General features: G+C 45.9%; 16 protein-coding genes. 9 read left to right on the top strand and 7 right to left on the bottom strand.

Features of this window, described 5'->3' with window-relative positions; genetic code table 11:
- The first annotated feature begins 2 nt into the window (after positions 1-2).
- The 3 genes from DW657_RS03385 to DW657_RS03375 all read left to right on the top strand — a co-directional run bounded on the left by DW657_RS03385 (position 3) and on the right by DW657_RS03375 (position 2392).
- On the top strand, positions 3-824 hold the full coding sequence (locus DW657_RS03385; protein WP_118311402.1) for a glycosyltransferase family 2 protein: 822 nt from the start codon (positions 3-5) through the stop codon (positions 822-824).
- Positions 825-890: 66 nt separating this feature from the next.
- Positions 891-1700, top strand: coding sequence for a glycosyltransferase family 2 protein (locus tag DW657_RS03380; RefSeq protein ID WP_118311401.1), 810 nt, complete (start codon positions 891-893; stop codon positions 1698-1700).
- A 56-nt stretch (positions 1701-1756) separates the two neighbouring features.
- Positions 1757-2392: a sugar transferase gene (locus DW657_RS03375; protein ID WP_118311400.1), complete on the top strand. Its 636-nt coding sequence runs from the start codon at positions 1757-1759 to the stop codon at positions 2390-2392.
- A 48-nt stretch (positions 2393-2440) separates the two neighbouring features.
- Here DW657_RS03375 and DW657_RS03370 read toward each other — a convergent pair whose 3' ends face one another.
- The 4 genes from DW657_RS03370 to DW657_RS03355 form a co-directional block, all read right to left on the bottom strand.
- On the bottom strand, positions 2441-3715 hold the full coding sequence (locus DW657_RS03370; RefSeq protein WP_118311399.1) for a TolC family protein: 1275 nt from the start codon (positions 3713-3715) through the stop codon (positions 2441-2443).
- A gap of 32 nt (positions 3716-3747) precedes the next feature.
- Positions 3748-6939, bottom strand: coding sequence for an efflux RND transporter permease subunit (locus DW657_RS03365; RefSeq protein ID WP_118311398.1), 3192 nt, complete (start codon positions 6937-6939; stop codon positions 3748-3750).
- A gap of 41 nt (positions 6940-6980) precedes the next feature.
- The gene (locus DW657_RS03360) at positions 6981-8228 is read right to left on the bottom strand and encodes an efflux RND transporter periplasmic adaptor subunit (RefSeq protein WP_118311397.1); all 1248 of its coding nucleotides are present in this window, start codon (positions 8226-8228) and stop codon (positions 6981-6983) included.
- 156 nt (positions 8229-8384) lie between these two features.
- Complete coding sequence (locus tag DW657_RS03355; protein ID WP_147381874.1) at positions 8385-8807, bottom strand: hypothetical protein; 423 nt, start codon at positions 8805-8807, stop codon at positions 8385-8387.
- A 172-nt stretch (positions 8808-8979) separates the two neighbouring features.
- Between DW657_RS03355 and DW657_RS03350 the strand changes: the two genes are divergently transcribed.
- The 4 genes from DW657_RS03350 (at position 8980) to ligA (ending at position 15136) form a co-directional block, all read left to right on the top strand.
- Entirely contained in the window at positions 8980-11055 is a 2076-nt protein-coding gene (locus tag DW657_RS03350) for a cytochrome c biogenesis protein CcdA (protein ID WP_118311395.1), read from the top strand.
- 88 nt (positions 11056-11143) lie between these two features.
- A complete protein-coding gene (locus DW657_RS03345) occupies positions 11144-12382 on the top strand; it encodes a GTP-binding protein (protein ID WP_118311394.1) in 1239 nt (412 codons plus the stop codon).
- Positions 12383-12628: 246 nt separating this feature from the next.
- Positions 12629-13153 carry an N-acetyltransferase gene (locus DW657_RS03340; RefSeq protein WP_089542609.1) on the top strand — a complete coding sequence of 175 codons (525 nt, stop codon included), beginning with the start codon at positions 12629-12631 and terminating at the stop codon, positions 13151-13153.
- 15 nt (positions 13154-13168) lie between these two features.
- Positions 13169-15136, top strand: coding sequence for an NAD-dependent DNA ligase LigA (gene ligA / locus DW657_RS03335; protein ID WP_118311393.1), 1968 nt, complete (start codon positions 13169-13171; stop codon positions 15134-15136).
- Positions 15137-15197: 61 nt separating this feature from the next.
- Here the strand turns inward: ligA and DW657_RS03330 are convergent, their stop codons facing one another.
- Both DW657_RS03330 and DW657_RS03325 read right to left on the bottom strand, forming a co-directional pair.
- The gene (locus tag DW657_RS03330) at positions 15198-16487 is read right to left on the bottom strand and encodes a serpin family protein (RefSeq protein ID WP_118311392.1); all 1290 of its coding nucleotides are present in this window, start codon (positions 16485-16487) and stop codon (positions 15198-15200) included.
- Between the two features lie 74 nt (positions 16488-16561).
- Complete coding sequence (locus DW657_RS03325) at positions 16562-17629, bottom strand: hypothetical protein (protein WP_118311391.1); 1068 nt, start codon at positions 17627-17629, stop codon at positions 16562-16564.
- Between the two features lie 171 nt (positions 17630-17800).
- On the opposite strand from DW657_RS03325, the gene DW657_RS03320 reads away from it, so the two are divergent.
- Positions 17801-18991: an ATP-binding protein gene (locus DW657_RS03320; RefSeq protein WP_117661670.1), complete on the top strand. Its 1191-nt coding sequence runs from the start codon at positions 17801-17803 to the stop codon at positions 18989-18991.
- A 60-nt stretch (positions 18992-19051) separates the two neighbouring features.
- Positions 19052-22630, top strand: a complete 3579-nt coding sequence (gene nifJ / locus DW657_RS03315; protein ID WP_118311390.1) for a pyruvate:ferredoxin (flavodoxin) oxidoreductase — start codon at positions 19052-19054, stop codon at positions 22628-22630.
- Between the two features lie 138 nt (positions 22631-22768).
- On the opposite strand, the gene DW657_RS18290 is transcribed toward nifJ, so the two are convergent.
- Entirely contained in the window at positions 22769-22975 is a 207-nt protein-coding gene (locus DW657_RS18290) for a hypothetical protein (protein WP_233546598.1), read from the bottom strand.
- Positions 22976-23255: the final 280 nt, after the last annotated feature.

The following is a 23255-nucleotide window of genomic DNA, read 5'->3' as shown; positions in this document are numbered from 1 at the left end:
TTATGACACCAGAAATAAGTATCATCATACCAACTTACGCTCCTGGAGAATTACTCAGGATGTGTTTAGATAGCCTGGAGCAGCAAACTTTAGGCAAGGATGCGTATGAGGTTTGCCTCGTTTTGAATGGAGACAAAGAACCTTATTATGCCAATATAAAGGAGTATCTGAAAAATTACAAGATGAAGGTTCATTTGATTTATAGTGAGCACAAAGGTGTTTCGTTTGCTCGAAATCTAGGCATAGATTTTGCAAAAGGTAAATACCTTACTTTCATTGACGATGATGATCTTGTAAGTCCAAACTATCTGGAACAATTAACCAAAAACAGTTGCGACAATGGAATCACTGTTGCCAATATGATTGCTTTCAGAGGACAAGTTGAAAATGTGGCAGATCATTATCTCTCTTCGGCTTATCAGCGATATGATGTAGGGAAGAAAAAGAATGTTTTCCGTCATCGCAGCCTGCTGTCTAGTGCTTGCTGCAAGCTTATTCCCCGCACATTGATTGGTGATATTCGCTTTAGAACGAATTTATCTCATGGCGAAGATTCCTTCTTTATGTTTATGGTATCGGCAGGTATCAGACAAATAAACGTTACACCTTCATCCGCCATTTACTATATTCGCAAGAGAGACGACTCATCCTCAAGAAGAAAGGAGAATAGGCGCAAAAAGCAGAAAATGGAGATCAAGCTCTTCTATTTCTATACAAAAGAGTATTTCTCACATATAAAAAAATATAATTTGCTATTCTACGTAAGTCGCATTGTTGCAACTGCTTACAAATTGTTTCTAGAGGATTACGTAAGACCTCTGTAAAAGCATCTTGCTTCTTTTACAATATTAAGCAGTTTTGTTCGTTATAATATAAAAGGATAAAAGAGAATGGATAGGAACAGGTTAGTATCAGTTATCATGCCTACTTATAATGCCGGCAAATTTCTTGCCGACAGCATCAGTAGTATCCTAGACCAAACCTATCCTGACCTGGAACTGCTGATTACTGATGACGGTTCCACGGATCCGGTAACTCTGGATATTCTGTACAAGATAGAGGAAAGGGATAGCCGGGTGGATGTGCTCTATCTTGACCACAACCATGGAGCAGGATACGCCCGGAACAAGAGCATAGAACGTGCCAGGGGAAGATACATCGCTTTCTGTGATAGTGACGACCGGTGGACACCGGATAAACTGGAAAAACAAATCGCATTCATGAACCAGAAACAGTGTGCTCTATCCTGTGCCTCATACATCATCTTCAATTTGAACGAACAAAAATCTGTAGGCATCAATATCGCTCCGCCTAAAATCACCTTCTCTATGATGAAGCGGGATAATAAAATAGGTTGCCTCACTGCAATCTACGATACCCAACTGCTGGGCAGAAAATACTATATGCCCACTTTGCGCAAGCGACAGGATTGGGCACTTTTCCTGCAAATCCTGAAAGATTGCAAGGTGTGTTATTCCTACCCCGGCAAGCCGCTGGCTGTGTATTGCCGCCGCAGGCATTCCATATCCAGCAGCAAGATATCACTTGCTAAATACAATATAGCTGTTTATCGTAGCATTCTGGGGTATGGATGGTTGAAGGCTTGCTTCTACTTTGCTTTTTTGTTTTTGCCAACATACATTCTGAAGCTAATGAAGCGAAAACAGGATAGTTACTGCTTTGTTAAAAGAAAAGGATAGCTAAATATAATATATCGCACAACTTTACGTTTATATAGTAAATGGAATAACTCTATATGAGAAATAGTATTGTTAAGACAAAAGTCATAGCAGATGGAATGAGTGCTATGGAGCGAAACGTCAAGCGAGCTGGCGACTTTCTGTTAGCAACTATCAGCTTACTGCTCGTTTCGCCTCTCATGCTTCTAATATATATAATGGTAAGATGTGAAGATGGTGGACCAGCTATTTTCAAGCAGGAACGAATCGGACGGTTTGGGCGCCCCTTCAACATCTATAAATTCAGAAGCATGACGGTGGATGCAGAAAAGAACGGTCCTCAGCTCTGTTCCCATAAAAAAGATAAGCGACTTACACGTATAGGCAAGTTTCTGAGAAAACACCATCTGGATGAACTTCCTCAACTCTGGAACGTGATTTGTGGCGATATGTCGTTTATTGGTCCAAGACCCGAACGAAAGTTCTACATAGACCAGATTATGGAGCGTGACCCTAGATATAAGAATCTGTATCAGATTCGCCCTGGTGTTACTTCCTACGCAACCCTCTATAACGGATACACAGATACGATGGAGAAGATGTTGCGCCGCCTGGATATGGACCTATACTACCTGGAGCATCGCTCATGGTGGTTTGATGCCAGAATCTTAGGCAAGACTTTCATCAAGATGATCTTCGGAAGAGTTTTCTAAAACAAAAAAGTCATATCCCCAATCAAAGGGATATGATTTTTTTGTTTCTTACAGATTATTCGAAAGCCCCAGCAAAGCCAAGGCTGCCTCATTATATTCATTGATGACATCAGCCTGCTTCATACCCATATCTATCGCCTCCTGCAAGGCATTGGCATATTCCACATAGCTGATTTCGCCACTCTCATACTCGGAAGTACTGAGGCGAACGATTTCTTTTGCCTTAGAAATGTTCTCGCCGTTATAATAAGCCATGCGTTTGGCTGCATTCTGGAAACGGTTGTAGCCTAGGCGATAATCACGCTCCTTTTCTCTCCGCTCCTGCTGCATCTCCAGTTCTGCTACCTCACGATCCTTCTTGGCAGCCTTCACCTTTGCCTTGGTAGCGCCGTAGAAGAGAGGCACGCCTACTCCAATCTCAAAGCCGAAGAAGTTACCCTCGGTAAAACGCTGACGGTCGATGTGGTAAGGATCCCAACTGGAAATGAGTGCCTGGGTACGGACCGTAAGCGAAAGAGATGGCGCATAACCAGACTTGGCGCACTTCACCTCCTTATCGAGTGCCTTCAGACGGTCTTGCTGATACTGCGCATCAGCAGTCTGCTGATAGTTGAAGGTTCCGCTGACAGGAGATTCCAGTGCAATGAGATAAGATTCGGCAGGCAAAACAGGCTGATCGGTATTCAATAATGCCATCAGTTCCATCTGCTTGTTCTCAGCCTCACTCTTTACATTTACCATCTCTAAATGGTTTTCATTACGCAAGCGCTCGGCTGTAAGGAACTCCAGCTGTCTGGCTTCGCCTGCCTTGTAACGCTTCTCGGCTACATCGCAATAACGGTCGAGGATAGAATCCTGGCGCTGAAGGATGCTCAGTCGATGGGTCTGATAGAGCATCGCATAATAAGCAGAAGCAATCTCAAGCTTAATTTGCTGATTAGTTACACCCAGACGACTTTTCTCTGCCTGAGTTTCTGCCTTCAGCTGACCACGGCGGGCGGTATAAACCGTTGGAAATTCGATGCCTTGCGAAAATGCAAGAGCATTGTCAGTATCGCCGCTTGAAGCCGGATTCTGTCCGAAAGCAATCTCTGTCTTGTCCACATCCCATGCCGTTCCTTCCATTACCTTGGCACGTTCTATCGATTTTCGTCCAGCCTGCAACGTCAGGTTCTGCTTATCTGCCAACTGGAAACACTGCTCCAAAGTCATCTTCGTGCCAGAAATGGTGGCATCGAAAGGCTGAGCCTTTGCCTCTGAAGGAGCCAGCAGCATCAAAACTGCTGCCAGCCCGAATATAGTTTTCTTTTTTCTATTGTTCATCCTAAATGTTTTTATGTTATCTTCTAAAAAGCCTATTTCCTGGTGAATGTCTTGTAGATAGCAGGCAACACCAGCAAGGTGAGCAACGTACTGGTTATCAGACCACCTATCACCACCGTAGCCAGTGGGCGCTGTACCTCTGCTCCATCACCCTGAGAAAGTGCCATCGGCAGGAAGCCCATAGAGGCAACAAGTGCCGTCATCAAGACAGGACGCAAGCGAACCATACAGCTCTCGATGATGCGATGATGAATCAATTCTGTCACTCCACTGGATGCTGACAGTTTGTCTGCTGTCTTTTCTTCACGTTGCATCTGGTTCATCTGTCCGATAAGTACGATTCCATTGAGCACAGCTACACCAAAGAGGGCTATGAAGCCGACACCTGCCGAGATGCTGAAAGGCATACCTCTGATCCACAAAGCCCAGACGCCTCCGATGGCTGCCAGCGGAATGGCTGAGAAGACGAAGAGCGACTCACGGACATTCTTCACTGTAGCATAGAGCAACAGCAAGATAATGACAAGCGCTATCGGTATCACTACCATCAGACGGTTGGTAGCACTCTGCAGGTTTTCAAATTCACCACCATAATTATAATAGTAACCATCCGGCAACTTCAGCTTTTCATCGAGAATCTCCTGGATATCCTCCACGGTACTCTGCACATCCCTGCCCTTCACGTTGAATCCAACATAGATGCGGCGGGCACCATCTTCATGAGAAACCTGAGCCGGCGCTGGTGAATAATCAATTTCTGCCACCTGGGACAACGGAATATCCGTACCATCCTTGAGAGGTATGCTCAATTGCTCAAGCGTCTCTACGTTGCGCTGCGAAGGATCCATACGGAGCACAACATCAAATTTCTTGTCTCCTTCGTACAGAGAACCCGCCACGGCACCGGCAAAGGTGGTTTCCAATATCTCACTGATATCATCCACACTAACCCCGTAGGCTGCCATCTTCTCATGGTTGTATTTTACCTGGATCTGAGGCAAACCGGCAACTTCCTCAACAAAGATACCGCTCACGCCCGGCACATCTTCTATCATTCTCTTCACCTTGCCTGCCTGCTGAGTGAGCACGTCCAGATCATCACCAAAAATCTTGATAGCCACATCCTGCTTGATACCTGTCAGCAGCTCATTGTTGCGCATCTGGATGGGTTGAGAAATCTCTGCTTCCAATCCAGGAATGGCACTCAAGGTTTCCTCCATCTTCTCCATCAATTCTGGAGTAGTCTTGGCAGAGGTCCATTCGGCCTTCGGTTTCAGTGCAATCATGATGTCGGCACGTTCTACAGGCATCGGGTCGGTAGGAATCTCAGCACTACCTATACGGCTTACTACCTGCTTGATCTCAGGATATTCCTTCTTGAGCAACTTTTCAGCCTTGGTACAACTCTCCACCATCTGCGACAATGAAGTTCCCTGCGACATACTCATCTCCACGGCAAAGTCACCTTCTTCCAGACTTGGAATGAATTCGCCTCCCAGATATTTGAAGCCCACGATACTGACGCAGAAAAGAGCCACAGCACCAGTGATGACATCCTTGTTACGTGCCAAGACCCAGTCTAGAACCGGACGGTACCATGCCTGCAACTTTTCAATCACGCGGTCGGAGAATGTTTTTCGGGTATGAACCTTTCGACTTAACATCAGCGAACTTGCCATCGGCACATAGGTAAGCGAGAGAATGAAGGCTCCCAGAATGGCAAAGAATACCGTAAGTGCCATCGGACGGAACATCTTTCCTTCGATTCCTACCAGTGTCATCAGCGGAATATATACAATCATAATGATGATTTCACCGAACGCAGCACTCTGACGGATTCGGGAAGCAGAGAAATGAACTTCCTCGTCCATCTGTTTCTGAGTCAGGGCAAATGGGATTGCTGCTCCGCCATTCTGACATTGAGCAAGATAAGCTGCACGAACTTCCAGCTGCGAGAAATGACCGGTATTGATATGTGTCACCACAGCTTCAACAATGATGACCGCAGAATCCACTATCATACCAAAGTCGATGGCTCCCAGCGACATCAGGTTTCCGTCGATGCCAAAGGTCTTCATCATACCGAAGGCAAAGAGCATACTCAGTGGGATGACACTTGCTACAACAAGTCCGGCTCGCCAGTTACCTAGGAAGATCACAAGTACGAAAATTACGATAAGTCCGCCTTCAATCAGGTTGCGGGCGATGGTACCCTCTACTCTATCCACCAGGTTGGTACGGTCGATAAACGGTTCGATGACCACACCTTCGGGCAATGATTTCTGAATCTGACTGATTCGCTCCTTCACGTTTTTGATTACATCCTGGAAGTTCTCGCCCTTGAGCATGATGGCAATACCAGCCACCACCTCGCCTTCGCCATTGCGGGTAACGGCACCGAAACGGGTGGCATGGCCCAACTGAACCTTTGCCACATCGCCCACCTTGACTGGTGTTCCATCCACCGTCTTCACCGTGATGTTGGCAACATCCTCCAGATTCTTCACGACACCGATGCCTCGGATGTAATACTGGTTGGAGTTCTGCTCGATGTAGCTGCCACCCGTATTGGCATTGTTACGCTGCAAGGCATCAAACACCTCGCTCACGGAGACTCCGCTGGCGTTCAGCTGGTCGGTATTGATAGCCACCTCATATTGCTTGACATAGCCGCCCCAACCGCTTACTTCGGCAACGCCCGGGGTTCCGGAAAGCTGTTTGCGCACAATCCAGTCCTGCATGGTTCGGAGTTGGGTGAGCGAGTATTTATGCTCGTATCCCTCCTTGGCACGAATGGTATAGTGGTAGATTTCGCCCAATCCGGTGGCAATAGGTCCCATCTCTGTCTCGGTGTTCTTAGGCAGTTCTTTCTCCAACTGTTCCACTACCTGACTCACCTGCGAACGTGCCCAATAGATATCGGCGGCATCGTCGAAGACAAGCGTGATGACCGAGAGTCCGCTTCTTGAAATGCTACGGCGTTCCTGGATGCGGGGTATATTTGCAAGCGCCATCTCTACAGGAGTGGTTACGTATTGTTCCACCTCCTGAGCTCCCAGCGAAGGAGCCTGTGTGATGACCTGCACCTGATTATCTGTAATATCTGGGGTGGAATCGAAAGGAAGATGCACCAGCGACCAGACACCCCATATCGCCAGGGCTATAGAGAGTACTCCAATCACCAGTTTGTGGCGAATGGAATAAGTAATAAGTTTCTGAAACATAAGCTTTAATCTAAAAATGATTCGTTGAAAACTATTAAAGCTTAATGCGCATGCTCACCATGTTCGCCTGTAAGCGAAGCCAGATAATAAGCGTTCGCAGTTACAATCTTCTTGCCGGCAGCTCCATCCTTGCCCTTCAGCAGATGGTTGCAAAGCTTCACCTCTGTATATTTACCATCCGAAGCGCCTGTGGTCACCTCATGACGGGAGAAGCTGTAGTTACCCTTGCTGGGAGCTCCATTGAGAGCGAAGACATACTGCTTTCCATCTGCGCTCACAATTGCATGGGATGGCAAGGCGAGACACTGCTGGCTACCTGTAGCTATCTTTCCGCTTACATACATACCTGCGAAAAGCTTTCCGCCATGAGTATTGGCTGAAGAAGAATGCAGATAACTCTTCACGCTAGCTGCATCCAACTTTACGTGGACAGCAACGGCTTTCGAGTTATCGTTAAAGTATTGGTTCATACCATAAACGGTTCCTGAAAGTTTTACACCAGGCTGGTTAGTCAGGTTTATGGTCACCCGATTGCCCACCTTGACCTTCGCCAAATCCTTCTCGAAGACATTGAGGTCGCATTCCACTGCCTGGGTGTTTCTGATCTTCATCAGAGGAGTCTGCATATCAGCATAACTTCCCAGACTGGCAGTCATCTCGCTCACGATGCCGGAGATAGGCGCATGCAAAGGGAATGCTGTGGTAAACTTGCCTTTGGATACAGCGGAAGTAGAAATACCCATCTGGCTGAGCTGTCTGCCAATACCCAAAAGATTGGCATGAGCCACTTGGTAATCTTTCTTGGTCTGCTGTAAGGTACGCTTCACACCTGCTCCCTGCTTACTGAGCAGAAGTTGGCGCTCCAAATCAGCTTTGGCAAGTTCACACTCCTTGGCTGCAGAGTAGTACTCACGCTGAAGACTTACCACATCTGTATTTTCAACGGTAGCAACAACCTGTCCTTTATGAACAAGCTGCCCTTCTTTTACAAAAATAGATTTCACGATACCGCCCATCAAAGAGGCAACATCCCCCATCGCCTGTGCACGCAGTACGAGCGATCCCTTCGCTTCTATGGTAGCATCCATCTCACGCTCCACAGCCACACCCATCTTCAAATCTACGGTGCTTACCTGCTTGGCAGTCAACGGAATATGATCAAAATCTACTTCTTCTTCATGCTCATGTTCCTCGTGTGCATGAGCCTCTGAACCGGTCTGCTTCCCAAAGAAAGCGAATCCAGCCCAGGCAATCGCCGTAACGGCGACAATCAAAATTACTCTTTTCATGCTTGTTTTTTCCTTCTATCTTATAATTTTACACTACAATTTCACGCAACGGATCTTATCAAAAATCCGTTGGCAAAAGTACACGAAAAATCTTGCAACTCAGTTGCATTCGAATCTTCAAATCGATTTTTGCAACCAAGTGGCAAACTTGTAAAATCATAAAATAGAAGGAGGTCCCCGTCTGCTATAGCCTGCCGCCAGTTCCTCTGCAAGAGGAGAAGCTGCCACATGCTGCCATCTCACTGAAATGAGTGAGAGACGAGGGAGGGTTAAAAGGGAAGAACAGGACAGGACCACAAGCTGATGGTTCTCATCAACCTGCAACTTGCGGATACCCTTCACCATCTTGGAATTGACGACAAACTGATGCATTTGACGAACGCTACAGTTCTCACGATCGCTATCATTTTCCTGATCATGATGGTCGGTATGCTCATCATTGATGTTGCCATCCTGCTCACATTGCTCCTGAATCATACAGATACGCCCCATGTGGTGATGATGGGTCATCACCGTGGATAGCAATATGCTCAATGTAGCTATCCAGAGACTGAATATGTATAATCTTATTTTTCTCATTCGCAATTTGGCTACAAAATTACAGTTTTTTTGCAATATTACCAAGACGACGTGATGATTTTATAGCATTTTTTCTAAAAAAAACTAAAAGACTAGTAACCGTACTTGGTTCATAGCCGTATTTAAAACAAAATTTAGTATCTTTGCAATCAAAATTAGTACATAAATAAAAATGAAAAAGTTTATTGCAGTTTTACAGTTACTCTTCGTAGTAATATTGGCTCATGCGCAGATGATGAACCCTGTGAAGTTCTCTACCTCGCTCAAGACCAATGGAACCGCTGTAGCGGAAATCGTGTTTAATGGAAAGATTCAACCGGGATGGCATGTCTATTCTACAGGTTTGGGCGCAGACGGACCTATTTCAGCCACTTTTAACGTAAACAAGCTTGACGGTGTAGAACTCGTAGGCAAGTTGCAGGCTCGTGGCCATGAAATTTCCAAGTTCGACCCTCTCTTTGAGATGAAGTTACGCTTCTTCGAGGGTAGCGCTACTTTCGTACAGAAAGTGAAGTTCACCAAGCCTAACTATCTTATCGATGCTTATTTAGAGTATGGCGCTTGCAGCGACCAGAATTGTCTTCCTCCTAGCGAGGCAAGCTTCAAGCATAGTGGTAAATCTCCTGCTGTAGATGGTAAGGATGCTGTCAGCCCTGAAGATGCGAAAGCTAACGGAAAGGTAGAAGATCCAGCAGCTATCGCTAAGGCGAAAGCAGACTCTTTGGCTCAACTTGCCGTAGCAGAGAAAGTAGATAGCACAGCTAATATTGATTCTTCATTCTCTGTAGATGGTGATGATGCTAAGGCTTGGTGGAAACCGGTTGTAAAGGAGCTTCAGGCGTTTGGTGGCAACAATGACATTGCCAACCATTCACTCTTCTATATCTTCATTATCGGTTTTGTGGGCGGTTTGCTCGCTCTTGTAATGCCATGTATCTGGCCTATCATTCCGATGACAGTAAGCTTCTTCCTGAAGCGTGCCAAGAATGACAAGAAGAAGGGTATCCGCGATGCCATCACTTATGGTTTGAGTATTGTCATCATATACTTGGCACTCGGTCTCACCGTTACAGCCATCGCAGGTCCTAGCACTCTCAATGCGCTTAGTACAAGTGCCGTGTTCAACATTATCCTCTTCTTGCTTCTGGCAGTCTTCGCTTTCTCATTCTTCGGATGGTTCGAAATCAAGTTGCCAGACAGTTGGGGTAATGCTGTAGATAATAAAGCTTCCAGCACAACCGGACTCATCAGCATCTTCCTGATGGCGTTCACACTCGTGCTCGTAAGTTTCTCTTGTACCGCTCCTATCATCGGCCTGCTTCTGGTACAGACAGTTACATCAGGTGACTGGTTGGCACCAACCATTGGTATGTTTGGTTTTGCCCTTGCTCTCGCCTTGCCATTCACCCTCTTTGCACTCTTCCCATCTTGGTTGAAATCAGCTCCTAAGTCTGGTTCCTGGATGGAGACCATCAAGATTGTGCTTGGTTTCATTGAGCTTGCCTTCTCTTTGAAGTTCTTGTCTGTAGCAGATTTGGCTTATGGCTGGCACATTATGGATCGTGAGGTATTCCTCTCACTCTGGATTGTCATCTTCGGCCTGCTCGGTCTCTACCTGATTGGCAAGTTGAAATTCCAGGTAGATGCTATCGGCGGTGACCTCAACAAGCCAATGCCAGTAGCTTGCATTATGCTTGGTCTTTGTTCCTTGGCTTTCTCTGTTTATATGATTCCTGGTCTTTGGGGTGCTCCTTGCAAGGCAGTAAGTGCTTTTGCCCCACCAGTAAATACCCAGGATTTCAACCTGAACACCAAGGTGGTAGAACCTGCCTATAAGGACTACGAGGAAGGTATGGCAGCAGCGAAGGCAGCAGGCAAGCCAGTACTGATTGACTTTACCGGATACGGTTGTGTCAACTGCCGTAAGATGGAGGCTTCTGTCTGGACAGACCCTAGTGTTACTGACATTTTGACAAAGGACTACGTACTCATCTCTCTCTATGTAGATGACAAGACTCCATTGTCACAGCCTATGGAGGTGACTTTCAATGGCGAAAAGCGTACATTGAGAACCATCGGCGACAAGTGGAGCTACTTGCAGGCAAGCAAGTTTGGTGCTAATGCCCAGCCATTCTACATTCCTGTGGATAATGAGGGAAATCCTCTGAACGCTGCATTCAGCTTCAAGGAGGATGTCAGTGCTTATCTTGACTTCTTGCATAAGGGTCTTGATAACTATCGTAAGTAATAATTAACTTTTCATAAGGCGGGAGTGGCATGTTATTTGCTGCTCCCGTTTTTGTAATTAAAGTATAACACTATAAAAAGAGGCATTTATGAACAATAAAGAAGTTCCAGTCCTGCTTTTGACAGGCTATCTGGGCAGTGGTAAGACTACCCTGCTCAACAAGATTTTGGCTAACAAGAAGGGTATCAAATTTGCCGTTATCGTCAACGATATCGGTGAGGTGAATATTGATGCAGCTCTCATAGAGAAAGGTGGTGTGGTAGGTCAGAAGGATGATTCCCTGGTTTCACTCCAGAATGGATGTATTTGCTGTACCTTGAAGATGGACCTTGTAGAACAGCTCAAGGAAATCGTAGATATGAAGCGTTTCGACTATATTGTAATAGAGGCAAGCGGTATCTGCGAGCCTGCACCTATAGCACAGACCATCTGCTCTATCCCATCCCTGGGTCCTCAGTATATCAAGAACGGTATCTTGCGCCTAGACAGCATCGTTACTGTAGTTGATGCACTTCGTATGAAGGACGAGTTTGCCAATGGTTCTGATTTGATGAAGCCAAACCTCGATGAGGAAGATCTCGCTTCTCTCGTCATCCAGCAGATGGAATTCTGTAACATCATCCTTCTCAATAAGGCAGCAGATGTGGAGCCTAAGGAGTTGGAGCACCTGAAGCAGATTATCCGCGCCATCCAGCCTAAGGCAGAGATTTTCGAATGTAACTATGGTGATGTAGATCTCGATCTGATTGTCAATACTCACAAGTTTGACTGGCAGACTGTTGCAACATCAGCAGGCTGGATTCAGGAAATCGAATCTGAACGAAGCGGAGAAGAGGACCATGAAGAAGAAGAGCATGAGCATCACCATCACGATCACGAGGATCATGAACATGGTCACCACCACCACCATCATCACGATCATGACCATGACCACGAAGGTGGCGAGGTTGAGGAATATGGTATCGGAACCTTCGTATATTATCGCCGCAAGGCATTCGACCTGGGTCTCTTCGATGAGTTTGTTGCAAGAAAATGGCCTCGTGACATTGTTCGTGCCAAGGGTATCTGCTATTTTGCTGATGAACCAGATATGTGCTATGTTTTCGAGCAGGCAGGTCAGCAGAAGACAGTCAAGCAGGCTGGTCAGTGGCTCGCAACAATGCCAGCCGACCAGCTCGCAGAACTGCGCAAGAACAATCCGCAGCTCGAGAAGGAATGGGATGAGAAACTTGGTGACCGTATGATCAAGATTGTATTCATCGGTCAGCACATCAAGGACCAGAAGGATGCTATTATCGCCGAACTTGATAAGACTTTAGCACTCTAAGGGAAGTCGCCCTGTCAGGCAAAAGCATGAAGAGATTTATGTTTTTTGTCCTCACAGGGCGTTATATTTTACTTGTAAGACTTAAGAGATAATAGCGCATTTTAACTACCGAAAAGATGAAAAAAACAGAAATTAAAGGAAAAATGCGGGTAAAAATGCAGTTTTTTCTTCGTTTGTACTTTTAATTCGTTTTTTTTTGTTAAATTTGCACCCGATTAATAAATAATTAAGTGAATATACAAAGAAATGAAGACCGATTTTCGACCTGCATATATTAAGGACTTTGAGGCGTGTTGGAACATCATTGACCAGGCTCGTCGCTCTATGATCGCATCAGGACGTCATCAGTGGACTAATGACTATCCTGCTGAGCACGATATAAAAGACGACATCAACAATGGTAACGCATACGTACTTACCGTAGATGGCGAGGTGGCTGTCTATGGTGCAGTAGCACTCAATGGTGAACCACAGTACGATTTTATCGATGGCGACTGGCTTACCACAGGCGATTATTATGTAATACACCGCTTTGCTACGTTGCCTAAATATCAGCGTGAGGGTTTCGCACGTATATTTATTAATAAGGTGAATAGTCTCTGCGAGGTAGAAAAGGTTCCTAGCATCAAGGTAGATACCAATTTCGATAATCTTCCGATGATTAACTTGCTCTCTTCCATGGGCTTCTGCATCTGCGGAAGAATCAACTATGGGAACAGAGGTATGCGCTTTGCTTTCGAAAAGCAAACGATACAGCCACAAATACAATAACGATTTATAGACATTATGGAGGATAAATTAAATAGAATGAGAAGCTTGGTCAATCAACTGAACCAAGCTTCTGATGTTTATTATAACGGCAAAGGTGAAATCCTTACCGATTACGAATGGGATGCGCTGTTCGACCAACTCAAGAAGCTGGAAGAGGAAACCGGCGAAATTCTCCCCGATTCCCCTACCAACAAAGTTTCTGAAGATACTATCGTCGGTCAGAAGGAAGAACACGAGTTCGCAGCTCTCTCTCTGGCAAAGACCAAGAAGGTCAGCGACCTCGTCAAGTGGGCAGAAAACCGCCCTATCTGGATTTCCTGGAAGCTGGATGGCCTCACCTTGGTTGTGACATACGACAATGGCAAACTGACCAAGGTGGTAACTCGCGGTAATGGTCATATTGGCACCAACATTACGCATCTGGCACCAGCTATCAGTGGTATTCCGCAGTCTATCACGGAAAAGGGACATCTCGTGATTCGTGGCGAGGCTGTCATCTCCTATGCCGACTTCGAGCAGTTTATCATCGAAAGCGAAGGTGATTACGCCAATCCGCGCAATCTTGCATCCGGATCTCTTTCTTTGAAAGATGTAGAAGAAGTAAAGCAGCGTCACATCCAATGGATTCCTTTCACCCTGGTTTATTGCGAACAGGAAATCACATCATGGGGCAAAAGAATGCTGTGGTTGGAAGAACAGGGTTTTCATCCGGTAGAACGCCAGAAGATAGAGCAGCCAACTTCTGATAACATCCAAAAGGAAATTGATGCTTTTACAGCTAAGGTGACCAACAAAAAGAATCCTTTCCCTGTTGATGGTCTCGTCATCTGCTACGATGACACCTCCTATGCTGCCACTGGTTCCGTAACAGGTCATCATGCAACAAGAGCCGGTTACGCCTTCAAATGGCAAGATGAGCACGCCGATACCGAACTCGACCACATCGAATGGTCGTGTGCTGCCAATACCATCACTCCTGTGGCTGTCTTCAAGCCTGTAGAACTGGAAGGCACAACTGTTCAGCGAGCATCTCTCTGCAATGTAAGTGAATGCGAGCGTTTGGGTATCGGAGGCAAGGGAACCCGATTGCAGGTAATCAAGGCCAACAAGATAATCCCGAAGGTGATCAATGTAACAGAATCACTGGGTGTTTTTGAAATTCCTGAAGTGTGTCCTGTCTGTCATGCTGAAGCCACCGTTAGAGAAAGCGAAAGCGGTACGAAGACTCTGCATTGCACCAACCCACATTGTGCAGCCAAGCAGATTAAGAAGTTTGCCAGATTCGTGAGCAAGGAAGGCCTGAACATAGAAGGAATCTCAGAACAGACTATCTGGAAGCTGGTAAACGAAGGCTTGATCAGTGAGTATGCAGACTTTTATCATCTTTCTGATCATGCCTATGTCATCTCTTCCTGGGAAGGATTCGGAAAGAAGAGTGTAGGCAATATGCTGGAAAGCATCCGCAAAAGCCGGAATACAGATGGGCGTCATCTGCTCTATGCACTGAACATCCCGCTGTGTGGAGGCGATGTCGCCAAAAAGCTGATTGAACGCTATCCTGTCCAGAAACTGATAGAAACCGCACGACTCTGCATGTTTGATGATGAGTTTGCCAGCATCGACGGCATTGGACCGGAAAAAAGTGCCAAATTCATCGCCTGGTTCAAAGATGACAACAACTTCGCTCATGTACAGCATCTGATGAAGGAGCTGACCATTACAGAACAGGCTCCTGTAGAGAAAGGTACGCAGTGTGAAGGACTAACCTTCGTTGTAACGGGCGATCTTTATCATTATAAAAACCGCACCGAGCTGAAGGCTTACATCGAAAGCCAAGGTGGCAAGGTGACGGGAAGCGTAAGCAAGAGTACCAACTATCTGATTAATAACGATGCTGCCTCGCAGAGTTCAAAGAACAAGAAGGCACACGAACTCAACATCCCTATCATCACGGAAGATGAGTTCGTTGAGAAATTCGGATAAAAAGAAATCCCTTAGACTTCCACAAGCCTAAGGGATTTTTTTATTCTGTTATTCTTGAGAATTAATTTGTTCCGCAATATTGTCCCATAAAAAGGATACCGCCACTCTGACTGTCCTGAATCATATACACGAATGGACGGTCAGCGATGAACTCCACATTTCTTGTCTCCTCAGGTGCCATGGCTGTCAGCATCACGGCAGCTGTTACAGCAGCAGCCTTTGTTCCCTGCTCATTCACCTCTATCTTTGCCTTCTGGAGCATCTTGCTTACAAAGAAATTGCCGTCAGCAAAATGACTGAAGTTCGCTTTGCCTGCCACAAACATAGAAGGAGCACCCAAATCACTGATGATTGCATTCAGAGGCAGTTCCTGCTCGATGGTAAATTTAGGCAACTTGAGATTCACCATACAGTTTTCCATATTCTGCGAAATCTGATTCAGCTTCTCTTCATCCAAACCTTTCATCATTTCTTGGATATTCTTGCCCTCATTTGGCAGAAGTACCAGCATGCGATAGCTACCATTGCCATAAGGAAGATCTACAGCCTTGAAATCCTTGTTCTCAGCATAGAAGAGCTTCTTTACCTGATGCATCATTTCTACTTTCTGAATATCACGTGTATAGCCACGGAAGTTCTCCAGCTTAGTGTCCTTGGCATTGAACTTGTTCTGCCATGTTCCCTTGAAATAGATGGCATTCATCAAATACGATACTGCATCGGCTGAAACCTGATCAATAATGCGGGGAATCATGCCGTTGGTCTTTTCCTTGCACCAGCCATTGATACGGTCGGTAGTCTTGGTAGAAGTGAAGTCAAGACTTTCGATACCAGCCAAATAACTATCGCTCACTTTCTGACAGAAATCCTTGTTGAGCTGGAAGTTCTTGTTTACTGCGATATAATTGGCAATATTAACAGTTGTCTGCTTGTCTTGATGATTGGCATTAAGAAGCATCGCCTTATAAAGCTCATTCAGATCGCTGACAGAAACTCCTTCGCAACCGATAGCTTTCAAGATCTCCTGCTGCGTGATTCCATCCGCACCATTTGCCAGCATTCCCATCAGATAAGATACGCTCATAGGTGAAATCACCTTAGACTCCATATCTGTAACCTTATTGAAGAGACGAAGCGCAAATGCATTGTTCTTCTTCACAATATCCTGCTGGGTGTCAGAAAGAACAAGATAGCTATTATCCAAATTCTCTTCATTCTTACCCATTTCGCTGTCCTTGCTTGCATTGGAATCACCGTTTATTTTCTTGCTGCTAGCACAAGAAGTCATAGCCATTGCAGCCATCATCATCAGGGCTGCCATAGTTATCTTACTGTCATTTCTCTTTTTCATAATCTTTTAATTTTGTTGATAATCTGTCTATGAAATGCAAGTTGCTGCGATTCCTTGCATCGGAAGGCAAAAATTTAAGACTCGTTAACTGCCTCATTACCTGGCAACACACGCAAATGATATCTGTTACCATCGAAGTCAACACGCATAAGACTCTGAGGTTTGGTTATCTTGGCTAACTCAAGAGCCACATGCCCCATCGTTCTGCGAAGATTCAATTCGATACAAGATACAAGTTCTAACTGACCATCCTTTGCTGCAATCATCATATCTACTCCAAACGGCCCATTATAGTTTTCCTTTAACGCAGGTTCAACTATATCAATAATCTTCTGTCTTGCAGAGAGAAGCACATCTTCACTGATGTATTTCTTCATCATTTCAATCTTCTCTTCTTCAGAGCAGAGCAAGTTACCGGTATAGGCATTTTTGACGGTATCGAAGAGCGAGAGTCCCAGATAGTGTACCTTGCCGTCACGCATCTCGAATTCCATACCAAAATCTTTCACCTTATTATAATATGGCTCTACGGTAACACCACCCTGTCTGAAGATGATGTTGCTTACCCAGCGTTGGAAAGCCGGATATTCACCGTTTGTCCGGAACTCATCGGCAGAAACATATTTCACGCCTCTACCACTGCTGCTCCAAGGAGCCTTGACTACAGCCTTGCCCCACTTCATCACGCATTCCTTAACCAGAGCAAAGTTATCTGCATACACTACATTCTGCTGCAGATGTTCAGCAGCCCATTGGCGGCTGCTTATCGCGCGTACCTTATCTAATACCTCATCAGTAGGCAGCATAATCTCTGGCAAACCGATACGTTCCAGCTCGCCTTTCAGACTCAAGTCCCATCCCCAAGGATGCACGCAGTCTATAAACTCCGTCTTAAGCAGATGCTCAAGCTGCAGTTTGGTTATAAACTCAACTTTTTCCAACAGGTGTTCTCCAAAATGGCGCACCTTATCGCGTGCATTGTCTATGTCGTCAACAAGCACCAAGTCACCCTGATCTGCCCACAAGGCAGGTATGAATGCAAGGTCGCTTCGCAACTGTCTTCCTGCATGTGGAGCGGTAAACTGTCGCAAATGAGCGGCCAATGCCAAATCGTGTTCTGGATTGAAGATATGTAGTTTCATACTGCAAAGATACAAATTATTGAGAGAAAAACGGCAAAAGAAGGTAAGTTTTACTTAGAAAAGTGCTAAATAATGAAAAAAATGTTAGTTTTTGCTATCTAGAGTTTGCAAATTTAAAATATATTATTACCTTTGCATCGTAAAAAACAAATATGAATCAATATTAAACGCATGGAAGAAGCATTCTTCAGAACACATACATACCTAGTTGAGCATACAGATGCTCCAGTCAGACGAACCTTGATGGATGAGATTGACTGGAACGATCGTATGATTGGCATCAAAGGCACTAGAGGCGTAGGCAAATCTACCTTTCTCCTCCAGTATGCCAAGGAACACTTTGGACCATACGATCGCAAGTGCTTGTATGTGAACATGAACAACTTCTATTTCCAGAGCAGAGGTATTGCCGATTTTGCAGGTGACTTTGTGAATCAAGGTGGACGAACACTCCTGATAGACCAGGTGTTCAAACAGCAGGACTGGAGCAAGGAGCTCCGCAAATGCTACGACTTGTATCCTGAATTGAAGATCGTGTTTACAGGTTCCAGCGTCATGCGCTTGAAGGAAGAGAATCCAGAACTCAATGGCATCGTGAAGAGTTACAATCTCCGTGGCTTCTCATTCAGAGAATATATCAATCTGAAGACGGGCAACGATTTCCAGCCATACGAGCTCGAAGATATTCTCCGCAATCATGAACACATCATCAAGCAGATCCTTCCCAAGGTGAGTCCGATGAAATACTTCAATGATTATCTGCATCATGGCTTCTACCCATTCTTCTTGGAACAGCGTAACTTCACAGAGAATCTACTAAAGACAATGAATATGATGACCGAGGTTGACATCCTCCTCATCAAGCAGATAGAACTGAAGTATCTGCCAAAAATAAAACGCCTGTTCTACGAGTTGGCTGTCGAAGGCGCCAAGGCTCCCAACGTGAGCCAGCTGGCCGAAAGCATCAATACAAGTAGGGCAACCGTGATGAACTACATTAAGTATCTGGCGGATTCCAGACTCATCAACATGATCTATCCAGAGGGGCAGGATTTTCCGAAGAAACCATCCAAGGTGATGATGCATAATACTAACTTGATGTACGCGATCTATCCTATACAGATTGACAAGCAGGAAGTGATGGAAACATTCTTCGTCAATTCACTTTGGAAAGACCACAAAGTTCACCAGGGCGGCAAAGACCACTATTATACAGTGGATGGCAACAGGAAATTCAGAATCTGTGATGCACAAACTCCCAACAAGATGCGTAGTAATCCAGATACCATCTATGCCCGTTACAATACGGAGGTGGGCAAGGACAACAAGATTCCGTTATGGCTCTTGGGATTCCTGTATTAACGAAATTTCGAAAAGAAGAATTAAATACAAAACATTTTTAATATTTTATCTAAAAGTAAAATGGCTAAAGAGAAAAAATTTATCACTTGTGATGGTAACACAGCTGCCGCACACGTAAGCTACATGTTTACAGAGGTTGCTGCTATCTACCCTATTACTCCATCATCTCCAATGGCGGAGCATGTAGATGAATGGGCTGCCAAAGGTCGTAAGAACCTTTTCGGTCAGCGAGTTTCTATCCAGGAAATGGAGTCTGAGGCTGGTGCTGCCGGTGCAGTTCACGGTTCTCTCCAGGCTGGTGCCTTGACTTCAACTTACACTGCTTCTCAGGGTTTGTTGTTGATGATTCCTAATATGTACAAGATTGCTGGTGAGTTGCTCCCTTGCGTATTCAACGTATCAGCTCGTACATTGGCTTCTCACTCACTTTGTATCTTCGGTGACCACCAGGACGTAATGGCTTGCCGTCAGACTGGCTTCGCTATGTTCTGCTCTGGTTCTGTTCAGGAGGTGATGGACCTCTCTGCAGTTCCTCACTTGGCTACATTGGAGACAAAGGTTCCTTTCATTAACTTCTTCGACGGTTTCCGTACTTCTCACGAGTACCACAAGATCGAGGAGATGGATATGGAAGACATCCGTCCATTGGTTAAGGAAGAGTTCATCGAGGACTTCCGTAACCGTGCTTTGACTCCTGAGCGTCCTGTTACTCGCGGTACCGCTGAGAACCCAGAGACATTCTTCACTCACCGTGAGGCTTGCAACCCTTACTACGATGCAATCCCTGAGGTAGTAGAGAAGTACTGCCAGGAGATGACTAAGATCACTGGCCGTGAGTACCACCTCTTCAACTACTATGGTGCTGAGGATGCTGAGAACATCATCATCCTGATGGGTTCTGCTACAGAGCCAGCTCGCGAGGCTATCGACTACTTGAACAAGCAGGGCAAGAAGGTTGGTATGGTTGCAGTTCACCTGTACCGTCCATTCTCTGTTGACTTCCTGAAGAAGGTAATCCCAGCTACAGTTAAGCGTATCGCTGTTCTCGACCGTACTAAGGAGCCAGGTGCAGAGGGTGAACCATTGTACCTCGACGTTAAGTCAGCTCTCTACGATGACGAGCGCAAGCCATTGATCGTTGGCGGTCGCTACGGTCTCGGTTCTTCTGATACAACTCCAGCTAAGATTGTTGCTGTATTCAAGAACCTCGAGTTGCCACAGCCAAAGAACCACTTCACTGTAGGTATCGTTGATGACGTTACATTCACTTCTCTCCCAGAAGAGGAGGAGATCCCAATGGGTGGCGAAGGCTTGTTCGAGGCTAAGTTCTATGGTTTGGGTGCTGACGGTACTGTTGGTGCTAACAAGAACTCAGTTCAGATTATCGGTAACAATACCAACAAGTATTGCCAGGCATACTTCTCTTACGACTCTAAGAAGTCTGGTGGTTTCACCTGCTCTCACTTGCGTTTCGGCGACAGCCCTATCCACAGCGCATACCAGGTAAATACTCCTAACTTCGTAGCTTGCCACGTACAGGCTTACCTCCACATGTATGATGTTACACGTGGTTTGCGTAAGAACGGTTTCTTCCTGTTGAACACTATCTTCGACGGTGAGGAGTTGGTTAACTTCATCCCTAACAAGGTAAAGCGTTACTTCGCTCAGAACAACATCACAGTTTACTATATCAACGCAACTAAGATTGCTCAGGAGATTGGTCTCGGCAACCGTACCAACACCATCCTCCAGTCTGCATTCTTCCGTATCACAGAGGTTATTCCTTTGGATCTCGCTGTAGAGCAGATGAAGGCATTCATCGTTAAGTCTTACTCTAAGAAGGGTCAGGACGTTGTTGACAAGAACTTCGGCGCTGTTGACCGTGGTGGTGAGTACAAGCAGTTGGCTGTAGATCCAGCTTGGGCTAACCTCGCTGACGATGAGGCTAAGGAGGATAACGCTCCAGCATTCGTTAAGGAGCTCGTTCGTCCTATCAACGGCCAGGCAGGTGACCTCTTGAAGGTTTCTGACTTCGTTAAGCACAATACAGTTGACGGTACATGGCAGAACGGTACAGCAGCATTCGAGAAGCGTGGTGTTGAGGCATTCGTACCAGTATGGAACGTTGAGAACTGTATCCAGTGTAACAAGTGTTCATTCGTTTGTCCTCACGCAGCTATCCGTCCATTCGTATTGACCGACGAGGAGCTCGCAGGCATCGAGGGTCTCGAGACTCAGGATGTTAAGGCACCTAAGGCATTGGCTGGTATGCACTTCCGCATCGAGACTTCAGTACTCGACTGTCTGGGTTGTGGTAACTGTGCTGACGTCTGCCCAGGTAAGAAGGGTGAGAAGGCGTTGACAATGGTTCCATTCAACGTTGATGCAGAGGATATGGTCAAGGAAGCAGCTAACTGGGAGTACCTCGTACACAACGTTGCTTCTAAGCAGGATCTCGTTGACATCAAGCAGAGCCCTAAGAACTCTCAGTTCGCTCAGCCATTGTTCGAGTTCTCTGGTGCTTGCTCTGGTTGTGGTGAGACTCCATACGTTAAGTTGATTTCTCAGCTCTTCGGTGATCGTCAGATGATTGCTAACGCTACTGGTTGTTCTTCTATCTACTCAGCTTCTATCCCATCTACTCCATATACAAAGAACGCTAAGGGTCAGGGTCCTGCATTCGACAACTCATTGTTCGAGGACTTCTGCGAGTTCGGTCTCGGTATGGTAATGGGTAACAAGAAGATGAAGGAGCGTATCGCTCACTTGCTCGAGGAGGCTAAGGCTAGCGAGAAGGTTTCTGCTGAGTTCGTAGCTGCTGCTGACAAGTGGATGGCTAACATGAACGATTCAGAGGGTTCTAAGGAGGCTGCTGCAGAGTTGAAGCCTCTCATCGCTGCCTGCGCTGAGAAGGGTTGCCCTATCTGCAAGGAGCTCAAGACTTTGGATCACTACCTCGTTAAGCGTTCACAGTGGATCATCGGTGGTGACGGTGCTTCTTATGATATCGGTTACGGTGGTCTCGACCACGTATTGGCTTCTGGTGAGGATGTTAACATCCTGGTACTTGATACAGAGGTTTACTCTAACACTGGTGGTCAGTCTTCTAAGTCTACTCCACTCGGTGCTATCGCACAGTTCGCTGCTCAGGGTAAGCGTATCCGTAAGAAGGATCTCGGTTTGATGCAGACTACATACGGTTACATCTACGTAGCTCAGGTAGCTATGGGTGCTGACAATGCTCAGACATTGAAGGCTATCCGCGAGGCTGAGGCTTATCCAGGTCCATCACTCATCATCGCTTACGCACCATGTATCAACCACGGTTTGAAGCGTAAGGGCGGTATGGGTCGTTCACAGCACGAGGAAGAGTTGGCTGTTGAGTGCGGTTACTGGCACTTGTGGCGTTACAACCCACTGTTGGCTGATGAGGGTAAGAACCCATTCACACTCGACTCTAAGGCACCTAACTGGGAGAACTTCCGCGACTTCTTGCTCGGTGAGGTTCGTTACCTCTCTGTACAGAAGGCATTCCCTAAGGAGGCTGATGAGCTCTTCTCTCAGGCAGAGAAGATGGCTAAGCTCCGTTACCAGACTTACGTTCGTAAGAGCCAGGAGGATTGGAGCGAGCAGATCTAATCTCAAAATAAAAATTGGATTCTAACATAATGAGCCTTGGTTGCTATTTTGGCAACCAAGGCTTTTTTTGTTTCCTTTTTGGTTTATTCACCCCACTCCTTCTTTACATCGAAGCAAGGACAATCCTTGCTGCCGAACTCATTGTGCCCATGTACCGTCGCCTCGGTATTCCTCCTTCAGTTGCTCAATGAGCGCTTTCAGCGCCGCCTTCTGCTGTGGAGTTCGGATATCTGTAAAGGTACTCATCTTCAGTGAGTTATACGCTCTCAGGTTGAGTCCGTCGTAACGAAATAATAGCTTCTTAAAACTGAATAACTGAATACTGAACACCTTTCCGCCTTGCATTCCGTCAGCTCCGTCGGCATTTTGCTCCCTTCGGAGGATTTTTCTCGATGTAATGGCGGTTCACCAGTTTCTTTGCATCATCGATTAGCCTTGACTATGCCTGCGTCAAAGAAAAATAAATTTTTCTTACCATATTAATTTATAATGTTACTCAAGTTTCGCATGTAAGCTCCACACGCCCTGAAAGGGCAGAAGCCCCTAGCCCAGGGCATCGCCCTGGGTTATTATGGACGCAACCCTGTCGCCCTGTAAGGGCAAAAGCTTTATTTATAAGGCTTTT

Source organism: Prevotella sp. AM23-5 (assembly GCF_003473645.1).
GTDB lineage: Bacteria > Bacteroidota > Bacteroidia > Bacteroidales > Bacteroidaceae > Prevotella > Prevotella copri_A.
Note: the sequence above shows the minus strand (reverse complement) of the source record. Positions and strands in the feature narration are given on the sequence as shown.